This window comes from Edaphobacter sp. (assembly GCF_035763405.1).
In the GTDB taxonomy this organism is placed as follows: domain Bacteria; phylum Acidobacteriota; class Terriglobia; order Terriglobales; family Acidobacteriaceae; genus Edaphobacter.
This window is the reverse complement of sequence record NZ_DASUBE010000064.1, coordinates 1-22,557: the sequence shown is the minus strand read 5'-3', so window position 1 is coordinate 22,557 and position 22,557 is coordinate 1. Positions and strand designations below refer to the sequence as shown.

Genomic DNA, 22,557 nt, shown 5'->3' with positions numbered 1-22,557 from the left:
CTCTCGTAAAGGCGATGATGAATCCGAATCGTCTCTTTGCTCCCGCGGGCTGGTCCCCGTCGTCTATTTCATAGTCCCAGTTTTCTTGTCCCTTATTTGCTTACTGTGTGTGCAGCTTTTACACTGGTTGTTCGGTAGTTCAGCGTTTGCGGTGAAGACCGTTCAGCTTGAGTACTGGTTGGACGGGGAGGTTCGATGCGTCGTTTTGTCACTTTAGTGTTCCTGCTGTTTTTCACAGTCTCTTTTGGCGTCTCGATCTCGGGCTGCGCGAAGAAAACCAGCGTCACGTACTGCAACGGTTTGGGCTTTGGCACGATTGTGGGCCAGACGTCGAAGATTCTGTTGTCGCCCCAGAACATCGGAATTTCGCTTAACTATGGAGAGATGGGTTCTGTGAGCCATCCCTCGGCGACGGATTGTAAAAATTCTCCCACGTCTCCCTCGTCGTTCACTTACGGAATAACAGACGCGAACGGCAAGCCGGTGGATGCAAACGGCAGCCAGACCATCGCGGACATCGTTCCTTCGGGCACGAACGCAGGCAGACTGTGCGCCGGAGTATGGAACCGGAACACCGGCGGCGGAATTCCCGACTACACCACCTGCACCCCGAACAACCTGAGTGGAACGGTCTACGTCGTAGCGAACGCCGACTCAGTCAGCAGCAATCCACTCCCCATCTACGTGCATCCGGTGGTGACGAGCGTAGTTCTGGGGGTGCCCTCGACAGATTGTATTCACGATCCAGCGACGAATTGTAGCCCCGCTGCCTTCATCAACAGTCCGACGGTTTGCACGATCAATCCCGCGAACGGCTGCTGCACGGCTCCGGTAAGCACAGCCTCCCTGCCGCTGGATGTGACGGCGGGATGCATCTCGCAGGGCGTGACCGGGCAGATTGCAGCGCGCGTCTTTGCGGGGACAGACACAACCAACCCTGCGAACAACATCAGTTGCCGGGTAGGACATTTGACCTACACGGCGCAAACCGGAGCTGTAGTGGGAATTGACCAGGACGGCATTGCAACGGCGCTCCAGCCCGGCTCAACGACGATTACGGCAAACGTGTCGAACGCGGGAAGTTCGGCTGGGTTCTTTTCAACCTGCCCGCCGGCGTCGATTGTGTTGAGCGTACCTCCATCAAACGGCCCGAGCGCGACGGTCGACCTGAACACGACGCAGCCGATTACCGCCAAGGTGCTGGACACCCACAATGTGCAACTGACGGGTCTGAATTTACAGTTCGTTTCGACAACGCCTACGACGATTCCTGCGTCGACCGGAGCGGTGACGCCTCTGCTGCCGGGCGCGGCTGCGATTACTGCAGTCTGCCAGCCTCCCAACTGCAATCCTGCGCCGGTGAACCAGATTGGTCTGTTCGGCAACGGGAAGCCGATTACGTCCAACCCGATCGAGATCACGGCCCCGGGCACCAGCAGCACGGTGCTGTTTATTGGAAGTACGCAGTCGCAATATATCGTGCCGGTGGACTTCACCATGAACACGGTTGGAGCCCCGGTCCGGCTGCCCTATGTGCCGAACTCGATGGTCATCAGCGATGATGGCGCTTCGATTTATATGGGCAGCGACAAGGAAATTATGACCTTCAGCGCGATCACCAACGGGCTGACTTCGCAGGACCCGTCTGTGTCGGGCAAAGTGCTGGCGGTCTCCCCGGACAGCAGCACCCTGGTCATCACGGACCCGGTGCGAAAGCTGATCTATCTGTATAAGTCCACCGGCGGGGTGGAATCCACCTTCGGCGGCGTCGGAACGCATGCAGAGTTTACGCCGGACAACTCAACGGTCTACATCACCATGGGCGACGTGGATGGATCCGGCAATGTGACGCCGAACAACCAGTTGCTGATTCATGCGAACGATATTGGCTGGTATCTGACGAACTCGGCTCAGGCTACCCCGGATGTGACCGTGGGCGTTCCAAGCGTAGGCGCGTTCTTCTCGGGCACTGTGACTTCGGCCAAGGGTTACTGCGCTGTCACGACGGCGACCACTGTCAATGGCCAGACGACCACCAGCAATGTGTACTATCCGGACGCAGCAGTCACTGGACCGGCAACCGACCGGCTGATGGCCACCAATGATGGGCTGCATATTCTGGGAGCGAAGGCTGCCGGGGGAGTCGGCACATTCAGCGATATGCTGCTTAGCTCCGCGACCGGGCCTGGGCTGCCTGTGGGATCATGCCCAGGCAACAATGCGCTCACCTTCACCCAGACCCCAGTGCTGGCAAACGTACCGTTGACGGGCATCACCGCGACGGCGATCACCGGTCTGGATGCGACGTCCGACTCATCGCTCGCCTTCGTGACCTATACGGGCACAGGCGGCGTGTTGCCGATGTATAAGACCTCGGCGGGCGGTGCAGGCACGCTGAGCAGCCTGCCTCTGGCGACGACCTCCGGAGGTACGCCCGTGGCTCCGGTTGCAGGCGTGTTCAGCGCGGACAACTCTACTTTCTTCGCCGGCACATCGGGTGACAACGCAGTCCATCTGATCAACCGGACGACGCTGACGGACGATCCCACCAAGGCAATCCTGCCGAAGCTGCCGGGAGTGAATGGCGGCGTAGCAACGCCTGACCTGATTGTGCAGAGACCGCGGAAAACGCTCTCGTAATCGCACTCAGAGCAGGAGCATACAGTCTCCGTAGGAGAAGAAGCGGTATTTTTGCCGGACAGCGTGAGCGTAGGCAGCGAGTACCGCTTCTCTGCCCCGTTCGCCTCCGGCAAAGGCGCTGACCAGCATCAGCAGGGTGGATTCGGGCAGATGGAAGTTCGTCAGCAGACCGCTGACGACTTTGAACTCGTAGCCCGGACTGATGAAGATGCCGGTCTCGCCTGAATGCGGCTGAAGCGGCTTCCCTGCTGCCTGTTGTGCACAATGCTCAAGCGTGCGAGTGGTGGTGGTTCCGGCGGCGATGATGCGACGGCCCTCTTTCATCGCTGTGTTGATGGCTTCGGCGGTAGCGACAGGCAGGGTGAACTGCTCCGTATGGAGATGGATGTCTTCAACCTGTTTTGCTCGCACAGGCTGGAAGGTGCCGAGGCCTACGTGCAGGGTGATGGTCTCGGTCTGAATGCCGCTTTGCCTGAGTTGCGCAAGAATCTCCGGCGTGAAGTGGAGACCGGCTGTAGGCGCGGCGGCGCTGCCGGGCTCGTGTGAAAACACGGTCTGGTAGCGCTCGCGGTCTTCGATGCTGTCCTCTCGGTGGATGTAGGGCGGCAACGGCATGTGGCCGATCGTTTCAAGGATGGCCTGAAAGTCTTCCACGTGCTCGAAACGGAGGGTCCGCTCGCCAAAATCATCGCTGCTCAGGACCTCTGCTTCGAGCAACGGCGCATCGGCTGCGGTTCCGTTCGCTCGTTGAAAGAGCAGCCGCTCGCCCGGCTGGACCTTGCGACTGGGCCGGACGAGGGCCGACCAGTCTCCTGCTCCGATGTGCTGCGTGAGCAGGACTTCGATGCGCCCGCTCGGGTCAGGCGAGTTCTGTTGCGTGTGGCGGCCACGTGCGCGCGTGGCGTAGAGGCGCGCTGGAATGACGCGGCTGTCGTTGAGGATGAGCAGATCGCCCGCCTTCAAAATATCAGGCAGATTGCGGAAGTGGTCGTCGCGGTAACTGCCGGTGGCACGGTCGAAGACGAGCATTCGGCTCGTGCCGCGGACTGCCGGAGGGGTTTGGGCGATGAGTTCTTCAGGAAGGTCGTAATGGAAGTCTTTGACGCGCACTGATTTTATTTTAGGGTGCGCTCCTTGACGGGTGCATTACCGGTCGTTCTGAGCCAGTTGGACGGCGTGGTCGAGCGCGGACTGCACTGCGGGCTCTTCGGCGGCGACGTTGGTAATCCAGCCGATGGTCACGCGCGAAAAGGGCTTGGGGATGAGGAATCGATCCCAGGAGCGGAGCTGCCAGGCGCGCTCCGGGTGTGCGTGGAAGGCGATGATTTCGCTCTTAACCAGCCGTGCAAGTTGCGCGACGCCGGGCTTGGCAACCTGTGCGGGGCCGCGAGGGCCATCAGCAGTAATGGCGCAGAAATGGCCGTCAGAGTAGGCGCGCTGGAGATTGCGCAGCCCGACGCTTCCGTCGCGCGAACTGGAGCCTCGCACAGCCACAAAACCGAGGCGCTCTACCGTGCGGGCAATCAACTCGCCGTCAAAGCTCTGGCTGATGAGCACGGCCACGCCGCGATTGCGGAAGCGCCATGCGCTCGCCAGCAGGCAGCGGTGCCAGAAGGCGAAGACCCCCGGTGGAGGCGTGTCGTAGCCGGGAAATGGGCCGGGGGAGCAGACATCACGGTAGCGAAGCGTCATGCCCAGGCAGCGGATGACCAAGCTCGCCAGTCGCGGAACAATCGCGAGCACGAGGCGCTGCTTCAGGGTGAAGGGTTTGGGCACGTTGATGAGTTTACCTGCCGCGTCCTAACTGTACTTGAGCCAGCGCAGGATCTCGGGCAGATTCGGCTTCTTGCCATACATGAGGATGCCGACACGGTAGATACGGCTGGCAACCCAGAGAACGGCGTAGATGGAGGCCAGCATCAGCGCGATGGAAAGACCGATCTGCCAGACGGGCACCGCCACGATGGAGATGCGCAGATACATGATGAGCGGCGTCATAAACGGGATGAGCGACAGGATGACGGAGACCGCCGAGTTGGGATTCGAAACGACAACTCCCATGGCGAAGAAGCAGGCAGCTAGCGGCAGGACCAACACCATGTTCAACTGCTGCAACTCCTGCTCGGAGTTGGTCATGGCACCGAGCGCGGCGGCGATGCTGGCGTAGAGAAGAAATCCGAGGATGAAGAAGACAAAGAAGAAGATGATCTCCGAGGCGTTAAGCGAGAGGTGGAGCTGGCCTCCTGCCATTGCCTGCACCGCTGCAACACCTGTCAGCAGGAGTGCCGTGCCGAGCCAGATGAAGACCTGGGTGAGACCGACGGCGCCGACGCCGAGCATCTTGCCGGCCATGATCTCATCGGAGGTAATCGTGGCCAGAAGGACCTCGAAGACACGAGACGTTTTCTCTTCGATGATGGAGCGGGCGACATTCATGCCGTAGAGCATGATGACGAAGTACATAAGGAAAAAGAGGATGATGACGGTGACGTAGGCGGCGGTGCTGCTGTCGTTCTTGCCTGCCTGCGTGGTGTCGAGCTGGACGGGCTGCATAAGCGAGGTGACGTCAGAGGCGACCATGCCCTGGTGCGAGAGGCGCTCGCGGATGAGCACGCTGCGGAGGGCTGCCTTGATGTCCTCTCTTGTGCCATAGGCTCGGTCGGAGCGCGGCGTGTAGGAGAAGGTGGGACGCGCGCCGGGCGTGGCGGCGGGCACGATCCAGAGATAGGCATCGAGCTGCTTGTTGGCCAGCTCGCCGTCAAGCGTTGTTCGCGTGCTGGCATCCGGCGGCGAAATAACATCGACGGTGTAGTGGTGGTCTTTGTTGCTCTCGATCTCTGTCTGGAGGTCGAGAGCGAGTTGCTGGTCAGCGGAGACGACGGCGATGCGAGAGTTCGTGTCGGGCTTGCCCTGCGTGAGAACGGCGACGACGATGCCTCCGCCCATGAGCAGCGGGATGAGAATGGTGGTGAGGATGAAGGACTTGGTGCGAACACGCTCCAGGTACTCGCGCTTGGCGATGAGCCAGATGTTATGCATAGACCTTGCCTCCCCCGTTATTGGCCGACTCGGTGACTTTCTCGATGAAGATCTCTTCGAGGGTGGGCTCTTTGACCTCGAAGCGAGTGATGCGCACGCCGCGCCGAAGGGCTTCGGCAAGCAGCGGCTGCGCGTCCGGCGCGATGCCGTCCTCGGAGCGGAGTTTGATCTCGGCGCGTCCGCTGTAGAGTTTTGCATCCTCAATCGAGGGATGCTGGAGAAAGCCGGTATCGCCCTCAAAGACCATATCGACGCGATTGCGCGGGTAGTGCGCCTTGACCTCGCGCATGGAACCGGACAGAACGAGATGGCTATTGTGGATCAGGCAGATGTTGTCGCAGAGCTTTTCCACCTGGTCCATGCGATGGGTGGAGAAGAGGATCGTGCGGCCAGCCTGCCGAAGCTCTACGAGGATGTCCTGAAGGACGGTGGCGTTGACGGGATCGAGGCCGCTGAAGGGCTCGTCCATGATGATCAGTTCAGGCTCGTGCAACAGCGCGGCGATGAACTGGATCTTCTGCTGCATGCCCTTGGAGAGCTCTTCGGTCTTCTTCTGGATGGCAGCCGTGATGTCCACGCGCTCGCACCAGGCATGGGCGCGGCGGCTGGCGGTGGCCGCATCGAGCCCGTGAAGCTGGCCCAGGAAAACGAGCTGGTCGATGGCATTCATCTTCTTGTAGAGCCCGCGTTCTTCGGGCAGATAGCCGACGCGATGCAGGTTCTTGCGCGTGAAGGGCTCGCCGAAGAGACTGATACTGCCCGAGTCAGGTACGGTGATGCCGATCATCATGCGGATGGTCGAGGTCTTGCCGGAGCCATTGGGGCCGAGCAGGCCGAACATACTCCCGGGCTCGATGCGGAAACTGAGGTCTTCTACGGCAATCTTTGTGTCGTAGGCTTTACGGACATGTTCGAGTTCGACGATGGGCATGGGGGTCTTACCCAAGTTTAGCAGGGGGCTTGAGACTGTTCGTTTATCAGCCGGCCTGGGCGACACACGCCCGCTCGGCCGCGCCAAAACACTTCTGCCCGCACTGTCTCGGCGGTGCGGGCAGAACTGACGATCGAATGAGCTGCGAGTGACTAGCGGACTGCCGCTGCGGCCGGGTTCAGCTTCTGCGCGGCGATCATGCCGGCTGGACCTTTGGCGTCCTTGTCCTTCAACTCTGCATAGACCCGTTTTGCCTCGTCCGTCTTGCCTACCGCAGTGTAAAGTTCGGCAAGTTGAAGCTGCGCCAGACCGGCGGGCACCGTAGAGGCGGGCTTTGCGGTAAGGTCCTTATAAAGATCGATGGCCTGTTGAGTACTGCCCGTGCGGCGATACAGATCCGCCAGGGCAAATTTGGCCAGCGCGGCAAGGTTGTGGTTCCAGCTATCAGCCACCTGCTTCAGGTTGCTCTCGGCCTGGCTGTTGTCGCCTGCTTCCATGTAGGTGAGGCCGCCGAAGTAGCGTGCCAACTTGCCTTCCGTAGTCATGCCGTACTTGTCCGCCACCTGCATGAAGAGCTGGTTGGCGGCTTTGGCACGATCTGCCTCCGTAGCGTAGGTCTTGGTGCCGGGAGGCACAGGCTGGCTGGGATCCGCCAGCGGGGTCTGGTACTCATGCATGGCCTGACCGAAGAGGTCCGCGGCTGTGCTGGAGCGATTGCTGTAGATGACTCCGGAGACAATCGCAATCACCAGGGCCACGAGGACTACGATGCTGCCGACGATGACGCCGTGACGGTGCTCGGTGGCCCAGTCGAGGCCCTGCTGGGTGGTATCGATAAATTGGTCGCGCTTGAGAGCTGCTTTGGTCTGTTGGTCCACTGAGTTGGTTCTTCCTTCGGGCTCGCCGCGGGCTGGCCGCTTTGAGAGAACTGTGTGCGCGTGTGCTCAACGCAGAGCTTTAAGTCTATCAGGACGGCGGCCTTTTGCGGATTCGCTCCTCTTCCCCACCCTGGCTCGCAGGTCTGAAATGCCTCCACCAAGTACTTTAGAAATGAGTGCAACGGAAGCAGGCCCGCCCCAACGTGTAACCTGTCTTCCATCCAAGGGGTTTGAAAGGTATCGCTCTGAACCGCTATTACCGCCCGGAACTTGATGCGCTCAGATTCTTCGCCTTTCTGTGCGTGTTCTCGTTTCACCGCATGGACTACGTGCCGCTCGACGCGGCGCGCGACCCGTGGCTGTTTCGGTTCAGCACGGCGGGCGCGTTTGGCGTGCCGGTCTTCTTTCTGCTGAGCGCGTTTCTGATTACTGAACTGCTGATGCGCGAACGCGAGGCCACCGGGAAAGTGCATGTGAAGGCTTTTTATGCCCGCCGTATTCTGCGCATCTGGCCACTTTATTTTGCTGCGTTCTTCGGGCTAGCCGCGCTCAACCATTTCCTGCCGGGTGTTGGACCGTCGACGCACTCGTCATGGCTGGCCTTCTCCTTCTTTTCCGGCAACTGGTACATCCTGCGGCACGGATGGATCGCCGGGCCGGTAGACCCGCTGTGGAGTATCTCGGTCGAGGAGCAGTTTTACATCTGCATCCCGCTGGTGATTGCGTTCGCCGGACGCAGAGGCATCCGGATTTTGAGCTACATTCTGCTGGCCGTTGCGTATCTCGCCATCGCTCACTATGCGCTGCATCCTGTGGCGGGCGACAACGGCGAATGGACCGACAGCTTCGTCCACTTCCAGTTTTTCTGTGCCGGAACGCTGCTGGCACTGGGGCTGCGCGGCCGTCTGCCCAGATTGCCTGCGCCTGTGCGGCTGCTGGGATTTGCGCTTGGCTTCGCCTGCTGGTTCGCTTGTCTGCGATTGGGTGTCAGGAGTTGGGAGCCGCAGGCGGGCGTGGGCGCGTCGCTGGCAGGATGGGCCCTGATGCTGCTGGGCGCGGCGCTGTTCTTTGTAAGCACGCTGGGCGTACCGGGCAGCTATGTGCCGCGATGGCTCGCCTACCTGGGACGCATCTCGTATGGGCTATACGTCTATCACTCGCTCGTGCTGTATCTCGTGTTCGAGAAAGGCGGCGCGTGGCTCGCTCGCATACCGCAGAGTCTGCGCGCAAGCGTGGGCACAACGGTTGTGCTGGCCGCGACGGTGCTGGTGGCGCACCTTTCGTATCGATACTTCGAGCGCCCTTTCCTGCGCCTCAAGGAGCGGTTTACGTTGATTGGGACGCGCGATGCGGCAGGCACGCAAACGGCCGGCGTTTGAGGCGACCAATGTTCGCCCGGGCTACTTGATGTCGCGCCAGTTCTTGCCCACTCCCACTTCGGCGACGATGGGAACAGAGAACTCGGCTACGTGCTCCATTTCGTGTTTGACCAGCGTTTCCATCTCCTCTACTTCGTCCGGCACAACGTCGAACAGGAGTTCGTCGTGTACCTGAAGCGTCATGCGCGAGCGGAGCTTTCGCTCGCGCATGATGTGGTCGATCCTGAGCATGGCGAGCTTGATCAGGTCTGCTGCTGTGCCTTGCAGCGGCGTGTTCACCGCCGTGCGCTCGGCAAAGCCGCGCATGTTGGGGTTGCGCGATTCGATGTCCGGGATGGGCCGGACGCGACCGAAGGACGTGCGCACGGACTGGTCGCGCCGCACGGCATCGAGTGTCTCGTCGATAAATCTGCGCACGCCTGCATAACGCTCGAAGTATCTCTCGATATATTCGCGCGCCGTCTTCTGGTCGATGCCGAGCTGCGCAGCCAGCCCGAACGGGCTGATGCCGTAGACGATGCCGAAGTTCACGGCCTTGGCGCGATTGCGCGTCTCCTTGTCCATAGTGGCCGCGTCCACGCCGAACACCTCAGCCGCGGTGAGCGTGTGAATGTCCTGTCCGGTGCGGTAGGCGTTCAGCAGCAGTGGGTCTTGCGAGAAGTGAGCGATCAGGCGCAGCTCGATCTGCGAGTAGTCAGCCGACATCAGCAGATTGCCCGGAGCAGCAATGAAGGCTGCACGAATCTCACGGCCCACCGCGGTGCGAACGGGGATGTTTTGCAGATTGGGATTCGTCGAAGAGAGCCGACCTGTCGCGGTGCCGACCTGATTGAACGTGGTGTGCACGCGACCCTCGGCATCGGCAAGCTGCGGCAGTGAGTCCAGGTACGTAGACTTGAGTTTCGCCAGTTGCCGATACTCCAGCGCCAGCGCCGGAACAGCGTGGGCCTCCGCCAACTCTTCGAGCACGTCCTGCGCGGTGGAAACGACTTTGCCCTTGCCGTACTTCGTTGGCTTGGGCAGCAGCATCTTGTTGAAGAGCACATCGCCTAGCTGTTTGGGCGAATTGATATTGAAGCGATGGCCGGACTCACTGTAGATGCGCTCCGCCAGATCGTCAATCTCGACGGCCAGCCGGTTCGACATGGCCTCCAGTACGCCCGCATCAATGCGCACGCCCGCTTGCTCCATCCGCAGCAGCACCGGGACCAACGGCAGATCAATCGTCTCGTAAACACTGCGGAGGTTGGCGGCATCAATCTCCCGGCGCAACACCGGCGCCACGCGACGGACTGCATCGGCAGCTTCGGCCAGCCTGTCTCTGGAGACCTCACCCTTCACCGGCGGCTTCAGCGCGCGGTCGGTAAACCGTGCCGCGACATCGGCCAACGTGTGCGAGGCATGAGTCGGATTGACGAGATAGCTGAGCAGCATCACGTCGTCGCGCACGCCCGCCAGCGTGACGCCGTGCGGCAGCAGCGTGCGATGAATCGCCTTGAGATCGTGAACATCCTTTGGAAGAGCGGGATCGAGCAGTGCTTCCCGCACGCCCGGAGCGTCGAGCGTGACCTCCATTGCGGCACTCGCACCGGAAGCAAGGCCCAGCCTGAGCACTGCGTCAGGAGGCACAACGCTCGCCGCCGCGGCAGGAGCAGCACCGCCGAAGAGCGAGAGGTTCTCCGCAGGAGGCGGTTCAGGCTCATTCGATTCATCGCTCGGCTCAATGGCAGTCTCTTCGGCAAGAGCGCGGGCGTCTTCGAGAACGGCAAGCGAGAGCCCGTTAAGCTGCTCGCCTTTCTGATCCCCTATCCCTGGTCCCTGCTCCCTCCTCCTGCGGGCTTCAGCCAGCAGCGCGGCAATCTCCTCCGCCGTCGGCTTCAGGTTGTACTTCGCAGGCGCGCTTTCGACTGCTGGTGCAAGCTCCTTGAGCAGCGTGGTGAACTCAAGCTCGGAGAAAAGCTCGCGGCAGGCGGCGCTGTCGGGCGACTGCGTTCGCATCTCGTCGACCGAAACCTCGATGGGCACCTCGGTGTGAATCGTCACCAGTTCTTTTGAGAGAAGGATGTTGTCCCGGTTATTTTCGAGCGACTCGCGATAGGTCTTGCGCTTCACCTCAGCAGCGCGGTCGAGCGCCGCCTCGACCGTACCGAACTGCTGGATCAGCTCGACCGAACCCTTGTCGCCAATGCCGGGCGCGCCGGGAATGTTGTCCACCGCATCGCCGCGCAGCGCCATCACGTCGATGACGCGCTCCGGCGGCACGCCCAGCGTCTGCTCCACGCCTGCGGGATCGAGGATAAGATTGTCCTTCGTCGGATTGAGGATGACCACGTCTTTCGTGACAAGCTGCATCATGTCCTTGTCAGATGAGACGACGAAGACCTTGTGCCCCAGCGCGGAAAGCTTGTGCGAGAGCGTGCCGATCACGTCGTCGGCCTCGAAGCCCTCATAGCTGAGGATAGGGATGCGAAATGCCTCGAGTGCGCGCCGGATAAAGGGCAACTGCCGCGCCAGGTCGGCGGGCATTTCGGCGCGATTGGCCTTGTAGCCCGCGTAATCCACCATCTCGAACTGCTGCGTCTTGACGTTGAACTTTTTGACCGCCTTCATCTCTTTGGCGCGCTCGTCGCGGAAGACTGGTCCGGAAAGATCGTAGACCGCAGCCAGATAGTGCGGTTGGAAGTCCTTGCGCAGCTTGTTAATCATGTTGACGAAGACATACGTCGCCGCCGTGGGTATGCCCGTGCGCGTAGACATGGGCCGCTGCCGCTGCATCGCGTGATACGCGCGGAAGATGAAGGCCATCGAATCGAGCAGATAGATGGGCGGCTTTTCGGCGGAGGCGTTCCCGGCAGGCTTGGTTGTCTGTGACATGGCTGTCTCAGCAGTTTAGATGCACCCGGCTGCCGCGAACACTGAAACTTATGCGAGACGCTTCTTCATCAGGTCGCGCGCGATTGCGTCCAGCACGCCGTTCAGGAAGTGGATCGACTCGGGCGCGGCATAACGGCGGGCAACTTCGAGGCTCTCGTTGATGACGATCGCCGCCGGTGTGTTCGGGAAGCCCAACATCTCCGCCACAGCGCCGCGAATGACGCTGCGATCCACGACCGGCATCCTCTCCAGCCGCCAGTTCTGCGCGTGCGCTTCAATCAGTTCGTCGATCTCCGACTTCCGCGTCGTCGCTACGCGGTACAGGTCTTCGGCAAAGCCGCGCGTCTCCGCGTCCACATCGGTGGTCGAGGCCCAGAAGAGCTTACGCACCTCGTCCGGCGTCTGCTTGCCCAGGTCGCCCTGGTAGAGCATCTGCATCGTCAGCTCGCGCGATTTGCGACGGGTCCCCATCAGTGTTTTCCCCCGTCTGCTTTGAGCTTCTGCTGGATCGACACCATCTCAATGGCGGCAATCGCAGCCTCGAATCCCTTGTTGCCCGCCTTCACACCAGCGCGGTCCAGCGCCTGTTCCAGCGTCTCGCACGTCAACACGCCGAATGCATGGGGCACACCCGTCTCCTGCTGCGACTGCCCGATGCCGCGCGCCACCTCGTTGTAGATGGCCTCGTAGTGCGCTGTCTCACCGCGCAGGAGGCACCCGAGCGTAATGATCGCACCGAACTTCTTCGACTCCGCCAGCGTGCGCGCGGCCGAAGGAATCTCCCACGCTCCGGGCACGCGGACAATTTCCACATCCTGCTTCGCTGCGCCGCTGCGGTAGAGCCCGTCGAGCGCGCCTTGCAGCAGACGGTCGGTAATCACTGCATTCCAGCGAGCCACCACAATGGCGAAGCGCATCCCGGTAGCCACCAGGTCGCCCTCAATCGTGGCAGGCTTGTTGTGCAGCGGGTCTTCGGACTGCCAGAAGCCGACAACCAGATCGCCGGTATCGCCCGTCGCCAGCTTCACGGTAAACAGGCGCGACTTCCAGTGCGTCAGCTCCGGCGCGGAGAGCAGCGCCGCAATCTCTTCCGTCCGATAGCTGGCCAACATCCACCGCTCGACCGCTGCGTGAATGCCGTCCAGATTTGTGACCTCAATCAAGATAGGTGGCACCGCAGGCAACCGCCCCGTCACCAGCTCCAGGTTGCCCAGCGGAGCCAGAAAAGCGGCACCGCGACCCGGCCCGTTGGCGTCGCTCCAACCCTTGCCTGGCTCGAAGCCGAGGCTGGCGAGCAGGCCCGTGAGTTTGTCGAACGTCTCCGATGAGCCGACACCGCTCACCAGCGTGATTCCCTTAACCATAGAATTCGATTGTATCGTCTGAGTTCGAAACCAACGCGGAGGCCACCCAATGAGCTACGAAACCCTGCTGTGCGAGATCACGGACCACATCGCCACCGTCACACTGAACCGCCCCAAAGTGCTCCACGCACTGAATACGCAGGTCTTCGACGAGCTAGAGCAGGTCTTCCTTGCGCTAAAGTCGGATGCCTCTGTCCGCGTCATCCTGTTGACCGGAGCGGGCGAAAAAGCGTTCGCCGCAGGCGCTGACATCAACGAGCTTCGCGCGACCGATGCCGTCACCGGCGAAGCCAAGGCGCGACGCGGGCAGAGTGTCTTTCGCCTTATCGAGACCTGCGGCAAGCCGGTCATCGCGCTGGTCAACGGATTCGCGCTCGGCGGAGGCTGCGAGCTTGCGCTGGCCTGCACCTTGCGGCTGGCCAGCGAAACAGCCCGCTTCGGCCAGCCCGAGGTCAAACTCGGCCTCGTCCCCGGCTATGGAGGCTCGCAGCGCCTGCCCCGGCTGGTTGGCCGCTCCGCCGCGCTCAAAATGCTGCTCACCGGAGAGATGGTCAACGCATCCGAAGCTCTCCGCATCGGCCTGGCTGACGAAGTCGTCGCGCCCGATAAGCTGATGACCCGTGGCTTAGAACTGGCCCGCACTATCGCCGGCATGGCTCCGCTGGCCATTTCAGGCTGTCTGGAGGCTGTCGAACAGGGAGGCGAATTAGGGCTCGAAGCCGCTATCGACCTCGAAGCCAGAATCTTCGGCCGCCTCTGCGGCACCGCCGATAAGGCCGAGGGGACCGCCGCTTTCCTCGAAAAACGCACCGCAGTCTGGACCGGCCGCTGACAGCCTTCTACCCCAGGCAGTACCCTTGATATGCTGATCATTGTGCGTAGAACACTCGCCCTCGCCTCTACCCTTGCGTTCACGGTAATCCTCGCCGGTTGCCAGCACTCCGCCCCGCCTACCGCGGAGCAGGCGCGCGCGCTTGCAGCCGAGCAGCAGCAGGTTGCCGACGTTGCGCGTCAGCATCTGGAGCAGATTCCTCCACCATCAAAGTCGCTCTACATGGCGGTCAAAAGCCTGTCGGCGTGGCAGAACCCCTACGTCACCGTGCAGGGCGAGATGGTCACGCTCCACGTGATGCTGGCCGATGCCAACACCAGCACGATGGGCCTGGGCGGAATGTTGCGACCCGCAGGAGCGCGTCGTCAGGACCTGAATGTCCGCGTCAGCGACCTGGCGACGGCGCTGAATGCCATCCCCGAAGGTTCGTGGCCGTATGGCCGCGTCATCGCAGTTGAAGAGGCGCACAACGTCCCCGCCAGCGACCGCCCCCAGGTGCGCCGCAACATCGAGAACGTCGACAAGACCCTGAGCGACCTCGGCATCGTCGTCTACGACTGGGCTGACAGCGGACGCAGCTAGCCGAATACGCTAAGATTCTCCTCACCGTATTCGATTTTTATTCCGGGTGAGCGATTGCACCTCCACACAACGGCCCTCATCATCTTCTGCGTCTTCTTCCTGCTGGTCACGTGGGCAGGCTTCTGGGCTGCGCGCTGGCGTCGGCCCAAAAGCATGGCCTCGCTTGAAGAGTGGGGCCTGGCCGGACGCACCTTCGGCACGTGGATTACGTGGTTTCTCATCGGCGGCGATCTCTACACCGCCTACACCGTCATCGCCGTGCCTGCCTTGCTTTACGGCGGCGGAGCGATGGGTTTCTTCGCCGTTCCCTATGCCGTCATCACCTATCCGTACATGATGCTGGTGCTGCCGCGCCTGTGGACCATCTGCCATCGCCACGGCTATGTCACCTTCGCGGACTTCGTCGGCGGACGCTACGGCAACCGCTGGCTCACGCTCGCCATCGCGCTTACCGGCGTCATGGCACTGATGCCTTACATCGCCCTGCAACTGGTCGGCATTCAGGTGGTCATCGAAGCGATGGGCATTCGCGGGGAGTGGCCGCTGGCCGCCGCCTTCATCATCCTTGCCGCATACACGTATTCGAGCGGCCTGCGCGCGCCTGCCGTCATCGCCATCGTCAAGGACATCATGCTCTACATCATGGTGCTGGCTGCGGTGATCTTCATTCCCATCAAACTCGGCGGCTACGCACACGTCTTCGCAGCAGCCGACCACGCGCTCGCCGCGCACATTCCCGCCGCCTCGATCTCCCTGCGGCCCGGCCAGTTCCTCGGCTACTCGACGCTGGCCATCGGCTCGGCCATCGCCCTGATGCTCTATCCCCACACGGCCACGGCGGTGCTCAGCGCAAAGAGCGCCAACACCGTCAGGCGCAACGCGGCCATGCTGCCTGCCTACAGCTTCATGCTCGGACTGGTCGCGCTCCTTGGGTATCTTGCACTGACAGCGGGCGTCGTGACCAAAGACACCAGCCTCGCCGTACCGCTGCTGTTTATGAAGATGTTCCCCGAGTGGTTCTCCGGCTTCTGTCTCGCCGCGATCGCCATCGGAGCGCTGGTGCCGGCGGCCATCATGTCCATCGCGGCCTCAAACCTCTTCACCCGCAATCTCTACGGCGAGTTCCGCCGCAACATGCTGCCGCATCAGGAATCGCGCACAGCCAAACTCGTTTCGCTGTGCGTCAAATTCGGTGCGCTCGTCTTCGTCCTCGGCCTGCCCCCAACTTACGCCATCGAGATGCAGTTGCTTGGCGGCATCTGGATCTGCCAGATGTTCCCCTCGATCGTGCTCGGAGCCTTCACGCGCTGGTTCCACCCCTGGGCGCTCTTCTGGGGATGGGCGCTGGGCATGGCCAGCGGCACCGGGATGGCCCTGTCACTCGGCCTCAAAAGCTCTGTCTATCCGCTGCACATCGCGGGACACGTCTTCAGCATGTATGCTGCAGTTCCGGCGCTCCTGCTGAACCTCGTGCTCTCTGCCGTTCTGACCGTCGTCTTCCGCGCCGCCAACATCAACCCCGGCACCGACACCACCGACGCCTCCGCCTACGTAGGCTGACACAGCCCAAACTCACCGCTGCGCATCCTAACGGGGAGCGTCGTACTATACACACCATGAGCAAGAGCATCGTCCGCAAGCAGACCTACGCAAAGTCGCTGGCCAAAGGGGTTCTCGCCGGACTGATTGGCGGCCTCGTCGCCACCGCCGCCAAGTCGGTGGCCGAAAAATTCTACCCGCCCCTTCACGACGAGCCGGACCCGCACGCTCTCCCAGCCAAGACGCTCACCGGCGAAGACCTCGCCCTTGCGCCTGAGCCTCCGGCGAAAAAATATCACTGGGGCGTCGATGCGCTGGCCGGAGCAGCCTACGGAGCGGTCGCCGAGTTCTATCCTGCGGCCACGGCAAAAGACGGCGCAGGCTTCGGCGTCACCCTCGCTTCGCTCAAGCAGGACGGCGCGCTCCCTGCGCTCGGCCTTGCTCCCGCGCCCGCGCCAAAGACCACTCGCATGCGCGCCCGCGAGATGACCACGCACGTCATCTTTGGCGTCGTCACCGAAAGCGTCCGCCGCGTTGTCCGACGTCTTCTGGCCTAGCTGAGCCGTGAGCCGCAACTTCCAGCAACTTCCCTTCCCATACGGGCGTCTAAAGACCGTAGCGAACTGACAAGCAGCGACCGGATTGCACTCCCGAGAAAACCATGCCCGTAAAGTCCGCCTCCACTTCCGCCGCCGGCCAGCTTCTTGCCCAATACAAGGCTGTGCGCCAGACAAGCCTCGATCTGTGTAAACCGCTCTCGGCAGAAGACATGATGGTGCAGTCCTGTGCCGAGGCCAGCCCCGTCAAATGGCATCTCGCGCATACGAGCTGGTTCTTCGAGACGTTCGTGCTCCGCGAGTTCGCCGCCGGCTACCGTCCCTTCCATCCCGACTTCCACTGGCTCTTCAACAGCTACTACAACGCGCTTGGCGAGATGCCTGAGAAGAAGCTGCGCGCCTCGTTCTCGCGCCCGCCGCTCGACGCCATCTTCGCCTACCGCGCTCACGTCGATGCCGCGATGACCGGTCTGCTCGCCCACGCCCCGGAAGACGAGGCTGCCCGCCGCATCGTGCTGGGCCTCTCGCATGAGCAGCAACACCAGGAACTCATCGCCACCGACATCAAGCACGCCTTCTTTACCAACCCGCTGCACCCGACCTACCTCGCGCCTGCACAGCCGAAGAGCGAGACCATCGCGCCGCCGCTCGAATGGATCGACTTCGCCGGCGGCCTCGTCGAGATCGGCATCACGCCTGACCCTGCCGACACCTCGGCCGAGGCCTTTGCCTTCGACAACGAGACCCCTCAGCACCGCGTCTATCTCGAACCCTTCCGCCTGGCGACGCGCCTCGTCACCTGCGCCGAGTACCTCGCCTTCATCGACCAGAACGGCTACGGCCGTCCCGAACTCTGGCTCTCGGAGGGCTGGACGGCGATGCGCGCCGAAGGCTGGCAGGCCCCGCTCTACTGGCAACGCGACAACTCCACCCAATCCGGCTGGCGCATCTTCACGCTGCACGGCTTTGTGCCACTCGAAGACCTCAGCGAGACGCCCGTCTGCCACCTCAGCTTCTTCGAGGCCGATGCCTACGCCCGCTGGGCCGGCCACCGTCTTCCCACCGAGTTCGAATGGGAACACGCCGCATCCGACTCAACCGCCATTCTGAGCGCAGCGAAGAGCCCCCGTATTTCGTCCGGGGCACCACCAACCCCTCGCGGTGCCCGGCACAACCTGCTCGAGACCGGAAACCTTCATCCCACGGTTGCCATCCCCATTCCCGGCCTGCAACAGGCCTACGGCGATGCATGGGAATGGACCGCGAGCCCCTATACCGGCTATCCCGGATATAAACCGCTGCCCGGCGCGCTCGGCGAGTACAACGGCAAGTTCATGTCTTCGCAGATGGTTCTGCGCGGAGGCTCCTGCGTTACGCCCGCCACTCACATCCGCCCCACCTACCGGAACTTCTTCACGCCGGCCACGCGCTGGCAGTTCTCCGGGCTGCGGCTGGCTCAAAATGCGGTGTCTTCCTTGTAAACGGCTTACCTGCAACAACTTATCTTCTACATCTTTCGAGGTAGCCGCCTCTCTCCGCCAAAACGTATACTGCGTTTGAGGCAGGCTTTGGGCTGGATCCAGCATCCAATGCTCAGCAGGCCTCTGAATCCTGCCTTGGGTGCGACCGAGAGACGGCCCAGACCGTCCGCAAATGACAATACCAGCATGGCATAGGCCACGGGGAGCGCTGATGCACCAGCACGTCTTCCCATACCAGACACTTTCCAAGAAGGAGTTCAGATGAGAATCAGTTCAATGGCAGTCAACTTTGCCCGATGGGCGCTTGTGCCGGTTTTGGCAGTGACAGTCGGCCTGACTGCCGCACAGGCCCAGGGTCATGGGAACGGCCACGGCCACGACGATCACGGCGACAATGGAAACGGCCACTACGATCATGGCAACCATGGCGATCATGGCCACGGGCATGATGACGACTGGCAAGGCAACCACGGACATGACCACTACGACCATGGACGGGGACATGCCTACGGGCGTGAGAAGCATGGCGAGGACTTTCACTTCCACGGCGGCGATCGCGATCACTTCGAGCACTACTACTACCGTGACGTGGATCACTGGCGCCGTTATCCGCACGGACGTCCACACTTCTACGCTGGGTACTACATCCCGCGCACGTATGTCATCCAGGCGGTTCCGCCTGCCTATTACGTCGGAATGCCTCCACCGCCGCCGGGCTGCAACTACGGCTACTACGGTGGATACGTGGTCGCCTACAACCCCACAACGCGCATGATCTCCGACGCCATCGACCTGGTGGGAACGGCCATCGCTGCCCACCGCTAACTCCTCACGAGCAAGAAATGAGACCAGAGGCCGCCTGAAGATCAGGCGGCTTTTTGTTGCGCGCCTGCTGCCACCGTGCTGTCAGCAGGTTGCAATGCGTTGTAACTTCAGCACAATAAGCAGCATCCAATGTCACAAGCGGTCAGGGCCGCGCGCAACCAGCCAGGCAACAACGAAGGGAACTTATCACGTGCCGCCTTTCTCTGCCGTCTTTGATCCTCCCGCGACTGAACCGCTGCTCGCTGCCGATTCCGCTGAGGCTGTGGCCTCCGAGGCCCGCGCAGGTCTTACATCAACTCCGAAGAGGCTTGCCTCATGGCTCTTTTACGACAAGGCAGGTTCGCATCTCTTCGAGCAGATTACGACCCTGCCTGAGTACTATCTGACTCGTGCGGAACGCAGCATCTTCACGGCGCACGCGGATGAGATTGTGCAGGCGGCCGCGGGTCGTCCGCGCCAGACGCTGACGCTCATCGAGCTGGGTGCGGGCACGGCGACTAAGACGGGCATCCTGCTGTCGGCAGCCGTGCAGTTGCAGGGCACGGTCGTTTACCAGCCGGTCGATGTCTCGGTGACGGCACTGGAGCGGGCACGGCGGAACATTCTCAGCAATCTTCCGGGCGTCGCGGTCAGATGTCAGGTGGCCGACTACACACGCGAGCCGCTGCCGGAGAACCGGCTTCCGAACACGCGCACGCTGGCTCTCTACATTGGCTCGAGCATTGGCAACTTCACACCGGCTGAGGCGCGCGGCGTGCTGCGCAATCTGCGGGCGCAGCTTCTGCCGGACGATCAGCTCCTGCTCGGCACGGACCTGGTGAAGGATGTTCCTACGCTGCTGGCCGCGTATAACGACGCTGCGGGCGTGACGGCTGAGTTCAATCGCAATGTTCTCGAACGGCTGAACCGCGAGCTTGGTGCTGATTTCAATTCTGAGGCGTTTCTTCACAAGGCCATCTGGAATGCAGAGGAGTCGCGCATTGAGATGCACCTTGAATCGACCTGCGCTCAGCGGGTTCATCTTCCCGCCAGTGGCGCGGGCAGGGCGCTGACGCTGCGTTTCGCTCCGGGCGAGACGATTCATACGGAGAACAGCTACAAGTTCACTCGATCTTCTGTCGAGTCGCTGCTTGGTGATGCTGGCTTCAGGGCAAGCCGCACGTGGAACGATTCAGGCAATCTGTTTTCTGTCACGCTCGCCACGGCTGTCTAGCCCAGCCATGCCTTCCACGCTTCGAGGGCGCGTTCGCACTGGATGCGATGGCGCTCTTTTTTATCGCGGATCTTTTTGCGCAGTTCTTCTTCGAGCGGAAGGAGCAGGTCGAAGGTAATGTTGGCGGGCTGGAATTTTTTGCTCTCGGCGTGAGTGATGTAGTGAGTCAGGCTGCCGTTGGCGCTGGCGCGGGGGGCTGGGGTGGGTTGCTGGCCCTGTGCGATGGCTGCGGCATAGCGGCCGGCGAGCATTCCTGAGGCGATGGATTCGGTGTAGCCTTCGACGCCGCTGAGTTGTCCTGCGATGAGGATGTTCGGGTGCCGGCGAAGCTGGAGGGTTTCGGTGAGCAGCGCGGGGGCGTTGATGTAGGTGTTGCGGTGAATCTGTCCGTAGCGCAGGAAGGTTGCGTTTTCGAGGCCGGGGATCATACGGAGGACGCGCTGCTGCTCGCCGAACTTGAGGTGGTTCTGGAAGCCGACGAGGTTGTAGCTGTCGGCACGGAGGTTCTCCTGGCGAAGCTGGACGACAGCGTAGGGCCACCTGCCTGTCTTCGGGTTGGTGAGTCCGGCGGGCTTCATGGGGCCGAAGCGGAGCGTGTCGGGGCCGCGGCGGGCGGTCTCTTCGATGGGGAGGCAGCCTTCAAAGTATTGGAGTGGTTCGGTGGCGCCACTTAACCGCAGGTCCTTCGACTGCGCAGCTTCGCCGCTCCGCTCAGGATGACAATTTTGCGAAGTTTTAGCAGGAGCCGTTTCGCCGCTCCTTTGTGAAGTTTTAGCAGGAGCAGCTTCGCCGCTGTGCTCAGGATGACGATTTTGTGAAGAGGGGATTTGCTCCCACTCTTTGGCGGGGACGGTTTCGGCAGCGGTGAGGGCTTCGAGGAAGGCTTCGTACTCTTCTTTGGTAAAGGGGCAGTTGATGTAGTCGGCGGTGCCTTTGTCCCAGCGGGCGGCGAGGTAGACCTTGTCCATGTCGATGGTGGAGGCATCGACGATGGGGCTGATGGAGTCGTAGAAGGCGAGGTGCGTGGAGCCGGTGAGGCGCTGGAGCTCGGCGGCGAGCGCGGGGCTGGTGAGCGGGCCGGTGGCGAGGATGGTGATGGTTTCGGTGTCACTCTCGTCCAGCGTCGTGACCTCTTCGCGGTGGACGGTGATGTGGGGCTCGGCTGCGATGCGGGCGGCGACTCGGCGGGAGAACTCGACTCGATCGACGGCTAGCGCGTGACCGGCGGGGACGGCGGAGGCGTCGGCCTCGGTGAGGAGGACGCTGCCTGCGAGGCGCATCTCCTGCTTGAGGAGCCAGGGGGCGGTGTTTTCGGACTCGGACTTGAGGGAGTTGGAGCAGACGAGCTCGGCGAAGTCGGCGGTCTGGTGGGCCTCGGTGGAGCGGGTGGGGCGCATCTCGTAGAGGTCAACAGGGCAGCCAAATTTTGCTGCCTGGAGAGCGGCTTCGGGGCCGGCGAGGCCTCCGCCGATGACTCGGATTCGCTTCTGCTGACGCTTGGACACCTGCCCTCCCCCTCCCCCTATTTTTGTGCAAAGTCCTTCGAACAAAGGACTTAGGTCCGGACCTCCCCCATGCAACCGGGTAAAGTCCTGATTTTATTGGGATAAAGTTTGCAAAGTATTCTCTTTACACGGCTTAGCCGCGTCTGTGAGGTGGGATTGCAGTCTTGCCCCCTATGTTCATTATATCGGGAGTGTCAAGCGTGATCGCAGACAGGTTTTTACCCCACAAGTCTGCAAGTTACTTCAGGGTTGCCGGGGGACTGTCGAGTAAATTGCAGAAATCAAAGGGGATTTGAGGGGCCGTCTTTGGAGGACTAATTGCACTCCTCTGAACTGGATTTCTACCCTGGAGGATTTCATGACCATGAAGTTTATTCGTCTTACTGCCTGCCGACTGCTCTCGCTGATGGCGGCGGCTGCCTTGGTGGCTGCGCCGGCGGCGCGGGCCGATCAGTTCAGTTTTTCTTTCAACGGCAGCGGCGTCAGCGCCTCCGGCATCATTTCGACGTCGAATGCTGCTGTCGCCGGAAACCCTGGCGCGTCTGAGATCACCGGCATCACCGGGACCTTCTCGGATACGAATGTCGGTGTTTCTGGGGCGATTACAGGGTTGTACACGCCGGTGTCGTATGTGTACAACACGCTGGCTACCCCCGGTATCGCGTTCACCACTGGCGGTTTGTCCTACGACGATCTGTTCTACCCGGCGGGAAACTCTCCTCTGGTCTGTTTCGACCTTAACCCCATCACCCATCTGCCCGAGGTGACTTATCCGTTTTCCGGAGGCCAGTTCGATATTTTTGGCGTCGCGTTCAACATCGGCGGCCCAGGCGGTTACGTCGGCGAGATTTGGAGCAATGGCGACGTAGGCGGAGGGCCGATTCTCTATGCCGCCGGTCTTGCGAATGCGACCGGCCT

General features: G+C 61.6%; 19 protein-coding genes. 10 read left to right on the top strand and 9 right to left on the bottom strand.

All coding sequences use genetic code 11. The features are described from left to right. Nucleotides 1-195 precede the first annotated feature (195 nt). Complete coding sequence (locus VFU66_RS06315; protein ID WP_326445394.1) at nt 196-2,640, top strand: hypothetical protein; 2,445 nt, start codon at nt 196-198, stop codon at nt 2,638-2,640. A gap of 6 nt (nt 2,641-2,646) precedes the next feature. Here VFU66_RS06315 and queA read toward each other — a convergent pair whose 3' ends face one another. The 5 genes from queA to VFU66_RS06290 all read right to left on the bottom strand — a co-directional run bounded on the left by queA (nt 2,647) and on the right by VFU66_RS06290 (nt 7,488). Beyond that, on the bottom strand, nt 2,647-3,750 hold the full coding sequence (queA, locus tag VFU66_RS06310) for a tRNA preQ1(34) S-adenosylmethionine ribosyltransferase-isomerase QueA (RefSeq protein WP_326445393.1): 1,104 nt from the start codon (nt 3,748-3,750) through the stop codon (nt 2,647-2,649). 36 nt (nt 3,751-3,786) lie between these two features. After that, on the bottom strand, nt 3,787-4,416 hold the full coding sequence (locus VFU66_RS06305; protein WP_326445392.1) for a lysophospholipid acyltransferase family protein: 630 nt from the start codon (nt 4,414-4,416) through the stop codon (nt 3,787-3,789). 24 nt (nt 4,417-4,440) lie between these two features. Continuing rightward, entirely contained in the window at nt 4,441-5,679 is a 1,239-nt protein-coding gene (locus tag VFU66_RS06300) for an ABC transporter permease (RefSeq protein WP_326445391.1), read from the bottom strand. Then, nucleotides 5,672-6,610, bottom strand: a complete 939-nt coding sequence (locus tag VFU66_RS06295) for an ABC transporter ATP-binding protein (RefSeq protein ID WP_326445390.1) — start codon at nt 6,608-6,610, stop codon at nt 5,672-5,674. Before VFU66_RS06295 ends, VFU66_RS06300 begins: the two co-directional genes overlap by 8 nt. A 152-nt stretch (nt 6,611-6,762) precedes the next feature. Further along, nucleotides 6,763-7,488 carry a tetratricopeptide repeat protein gene (locus tag VFU66_RS06290; protein ID WP_326445389.1) on the bottom strand — a complete coding sequence of 242 codons (726 nt, stop codon included), beginning with the start codon at nt 7,486-7,488 and terminating at the stop codon, nt 6,763-6,765. A gap of 230 nt (nt 7,489-7,718) precedes the next feature. Here VFU66_RS06290 and VFU66_RS06285 point away from each other — a divergent pair, with 230 nt between their 5' ends. Next, nucleotides 7,719-8,867 carry an acyltransferase family protein gene (locus VFU66_RS06285; RefSeq protein ID WP_326445388.1) on the top strand — a complete coding sequence of 383 codons (1,149 nt, stop codon included), beginning with the start codon at nt 7,719-7,721 and terminating at the stop codon, nt 8,865-8,867. Between the two features lie 21 nt (nt 8,868-8,888). On the opposite strand, the gene polA is transcribed toward VFU66_RS06285, so the two are convergent. From polA to ribH, 3 genes are read right to left on the bottom strand one after another with little or no spacing between them, the layout of a single operon-like run. Continuing rightward, nucleotides 8,889-11,741 carry a DNA polymerase I gene (gene polA, locus VFU66_RS06280; RefSeq protein ID WP_326445387.1) on the bottom strand — a complete coding sequence of 951 codons (2,853 nt, stop codon included), beginning with the start codon at nt 11,739-11,741 and terminating at the stop codon, nt 8,889-8,891. A gap of 48 nt (nt 11,742-11,789) precedes the next feature. Beyond that, a complete protein-coding gene (gene nusB / locus VFU66_RS06275) occupies nt 11,790-12,212 on the bottom strand; it encodes a transcription antitermination factor NusB (RefSeq protein ID WP_326445386.1) in 423 nt (140 codons plus the stop codon). Continuing rightward, on the bottom strand, nt 12,212-13,105 hold the full coding sequence (ribH, locus tag VFU66_RS06270) for a 6,7-dimethyl-8-ribityllumazine synthase (protein ID WP_326445385.1): 894 nt from the start codon (nt 13,103-13,105) through the stop codon (nt 12,212-12,214). The genes nusB and ribH overlap by 1 nt, the downstream gene beginning before the upstream one ends. A gap of 49 nt (nt 13,106-13,154) precedes the next feature. On the opposite strand from ribH, the gene VFU66_RS06265 reads away from it, so the two are divergent. From VFU66_RS06265 to egtD, 7 genes are all read left to right on the top strand, one after another. After that, nucleotides 13,155-13,937 (top strand): enoyl-CoA hydratase/isomerase family protein, encoded by a 783-nt coding sequence (locus tag VFU66_RS06265; RefSeq protein ID WP_326445384.1) that lies wholly within the window; start codon nt 13,155-13,157, stop codon nt 13,935-13,937. A 30-nt stretch (nt 13,938-13,967) separates the two neighbouring features. Continuing rightward, complete coding sequence (locus VFU66_RS06260; protein ID WP_326445383.1) at nt 13,968-14,519, top strand: hypothetical protein; 552 nt, start codon at nt 13,968-13,970, stop codon at nt 14,517-14,519. Nucleotides 14,520-14,573: 54 nt separating this feature from the next. Next, the gene (gene mctP / locus VFU66_RS06255) at nt 14,574-16,079 is read left to right on the top strand and encodes a monocarboxylate uptake permease MctP (RefSeq protein WP_326445382.1); all 1,506 of its coding nucleotides are present in this window, start codon (nt 14,574-14,576) and stop codon (nt 16,077-16,079) included. A gap of 56 nt (nt 16,080-16,135) precedes the next feature. Beyond that, a complete protein-coding gene (locus VFU66_RS06250; RefSeq protein WP_326445381.1) occupies nt 16,136-16,615 on the top strand; it encodes a DUF1440 domain-containing protein in 480 nt (159 codons plus the stop codon). 104 nt (nt 16,616-16,719) lie between these two features. After that, complete coding sequence (gene egtB / locus VFU66_RS06245) at nt 16,720-18,096, top strand: ergothioneine biosynthesis protein EgtB (protein ID WP_326445380.1); 1,377 nt, start codon at nt 16,720-16,722, stop codon at nt 18,094-18,096. Nucleotides 18,097-18,357: 261 nt separating this feature from the next. Continuing rightward, nucleotides 18,358-18,921 carry a hypothetical protein gene (locus tag VFU66_RS06240; RefSeq protein ID WP_326445379.1) on the top strand — a complete coding sequence of 188 codons (564 nt, stop codon included), beginning with the start codon at nt 18,358-18,360 and terminating at the stop codon, nt 18,919-18,921. A gap of 190 nt (nt 18,922-19,111) precedes the next feature. Continuing rightward, nucleotides 19,112-20,134, top strand: a complete 1,023-nt coding sequence (gene egtD / locus VFU66_RS06235) for an L-histidine N(alpha)-methyltransferase (RefSeq protein WP_326445378.1) — start codon at nt 19,112-19,114, stop codon at nt 20,132-20,134. On the opposite strand, the gene trmFO is transcribed toward egtD, so the two are convergent. Then, on the bottom strand, nt 20,131-21,639 hold the full coding sequence (trmFO, locus tag VFU66_RS06230; protein ID WP_326445377.1) for a methylenetetrahydrofolate--tRNA-(uracil(54)-C(5))-methyltransferase (FADH(2)-oxidizing) TrmFO: 1,509 nt from the start codon (nt 21,637-21,639) through the stop codon (nt 20,131-20,133). The genes egtD and trmFO overlap by 4 nt on opposite strands. Before the next feature lie 364 nt (nt 21,640-22,003). Between trmFO and VFU66_RS06225 the strand changes: the two genes are divergently transcribed. Further along, nucleotides 22,004-22,557: hypothetical protein (locus tag VFU66_RS06225; protein WP_326445376.1), on the top strand; the 554-nt coding region annotated here is incomplete at its 3' end.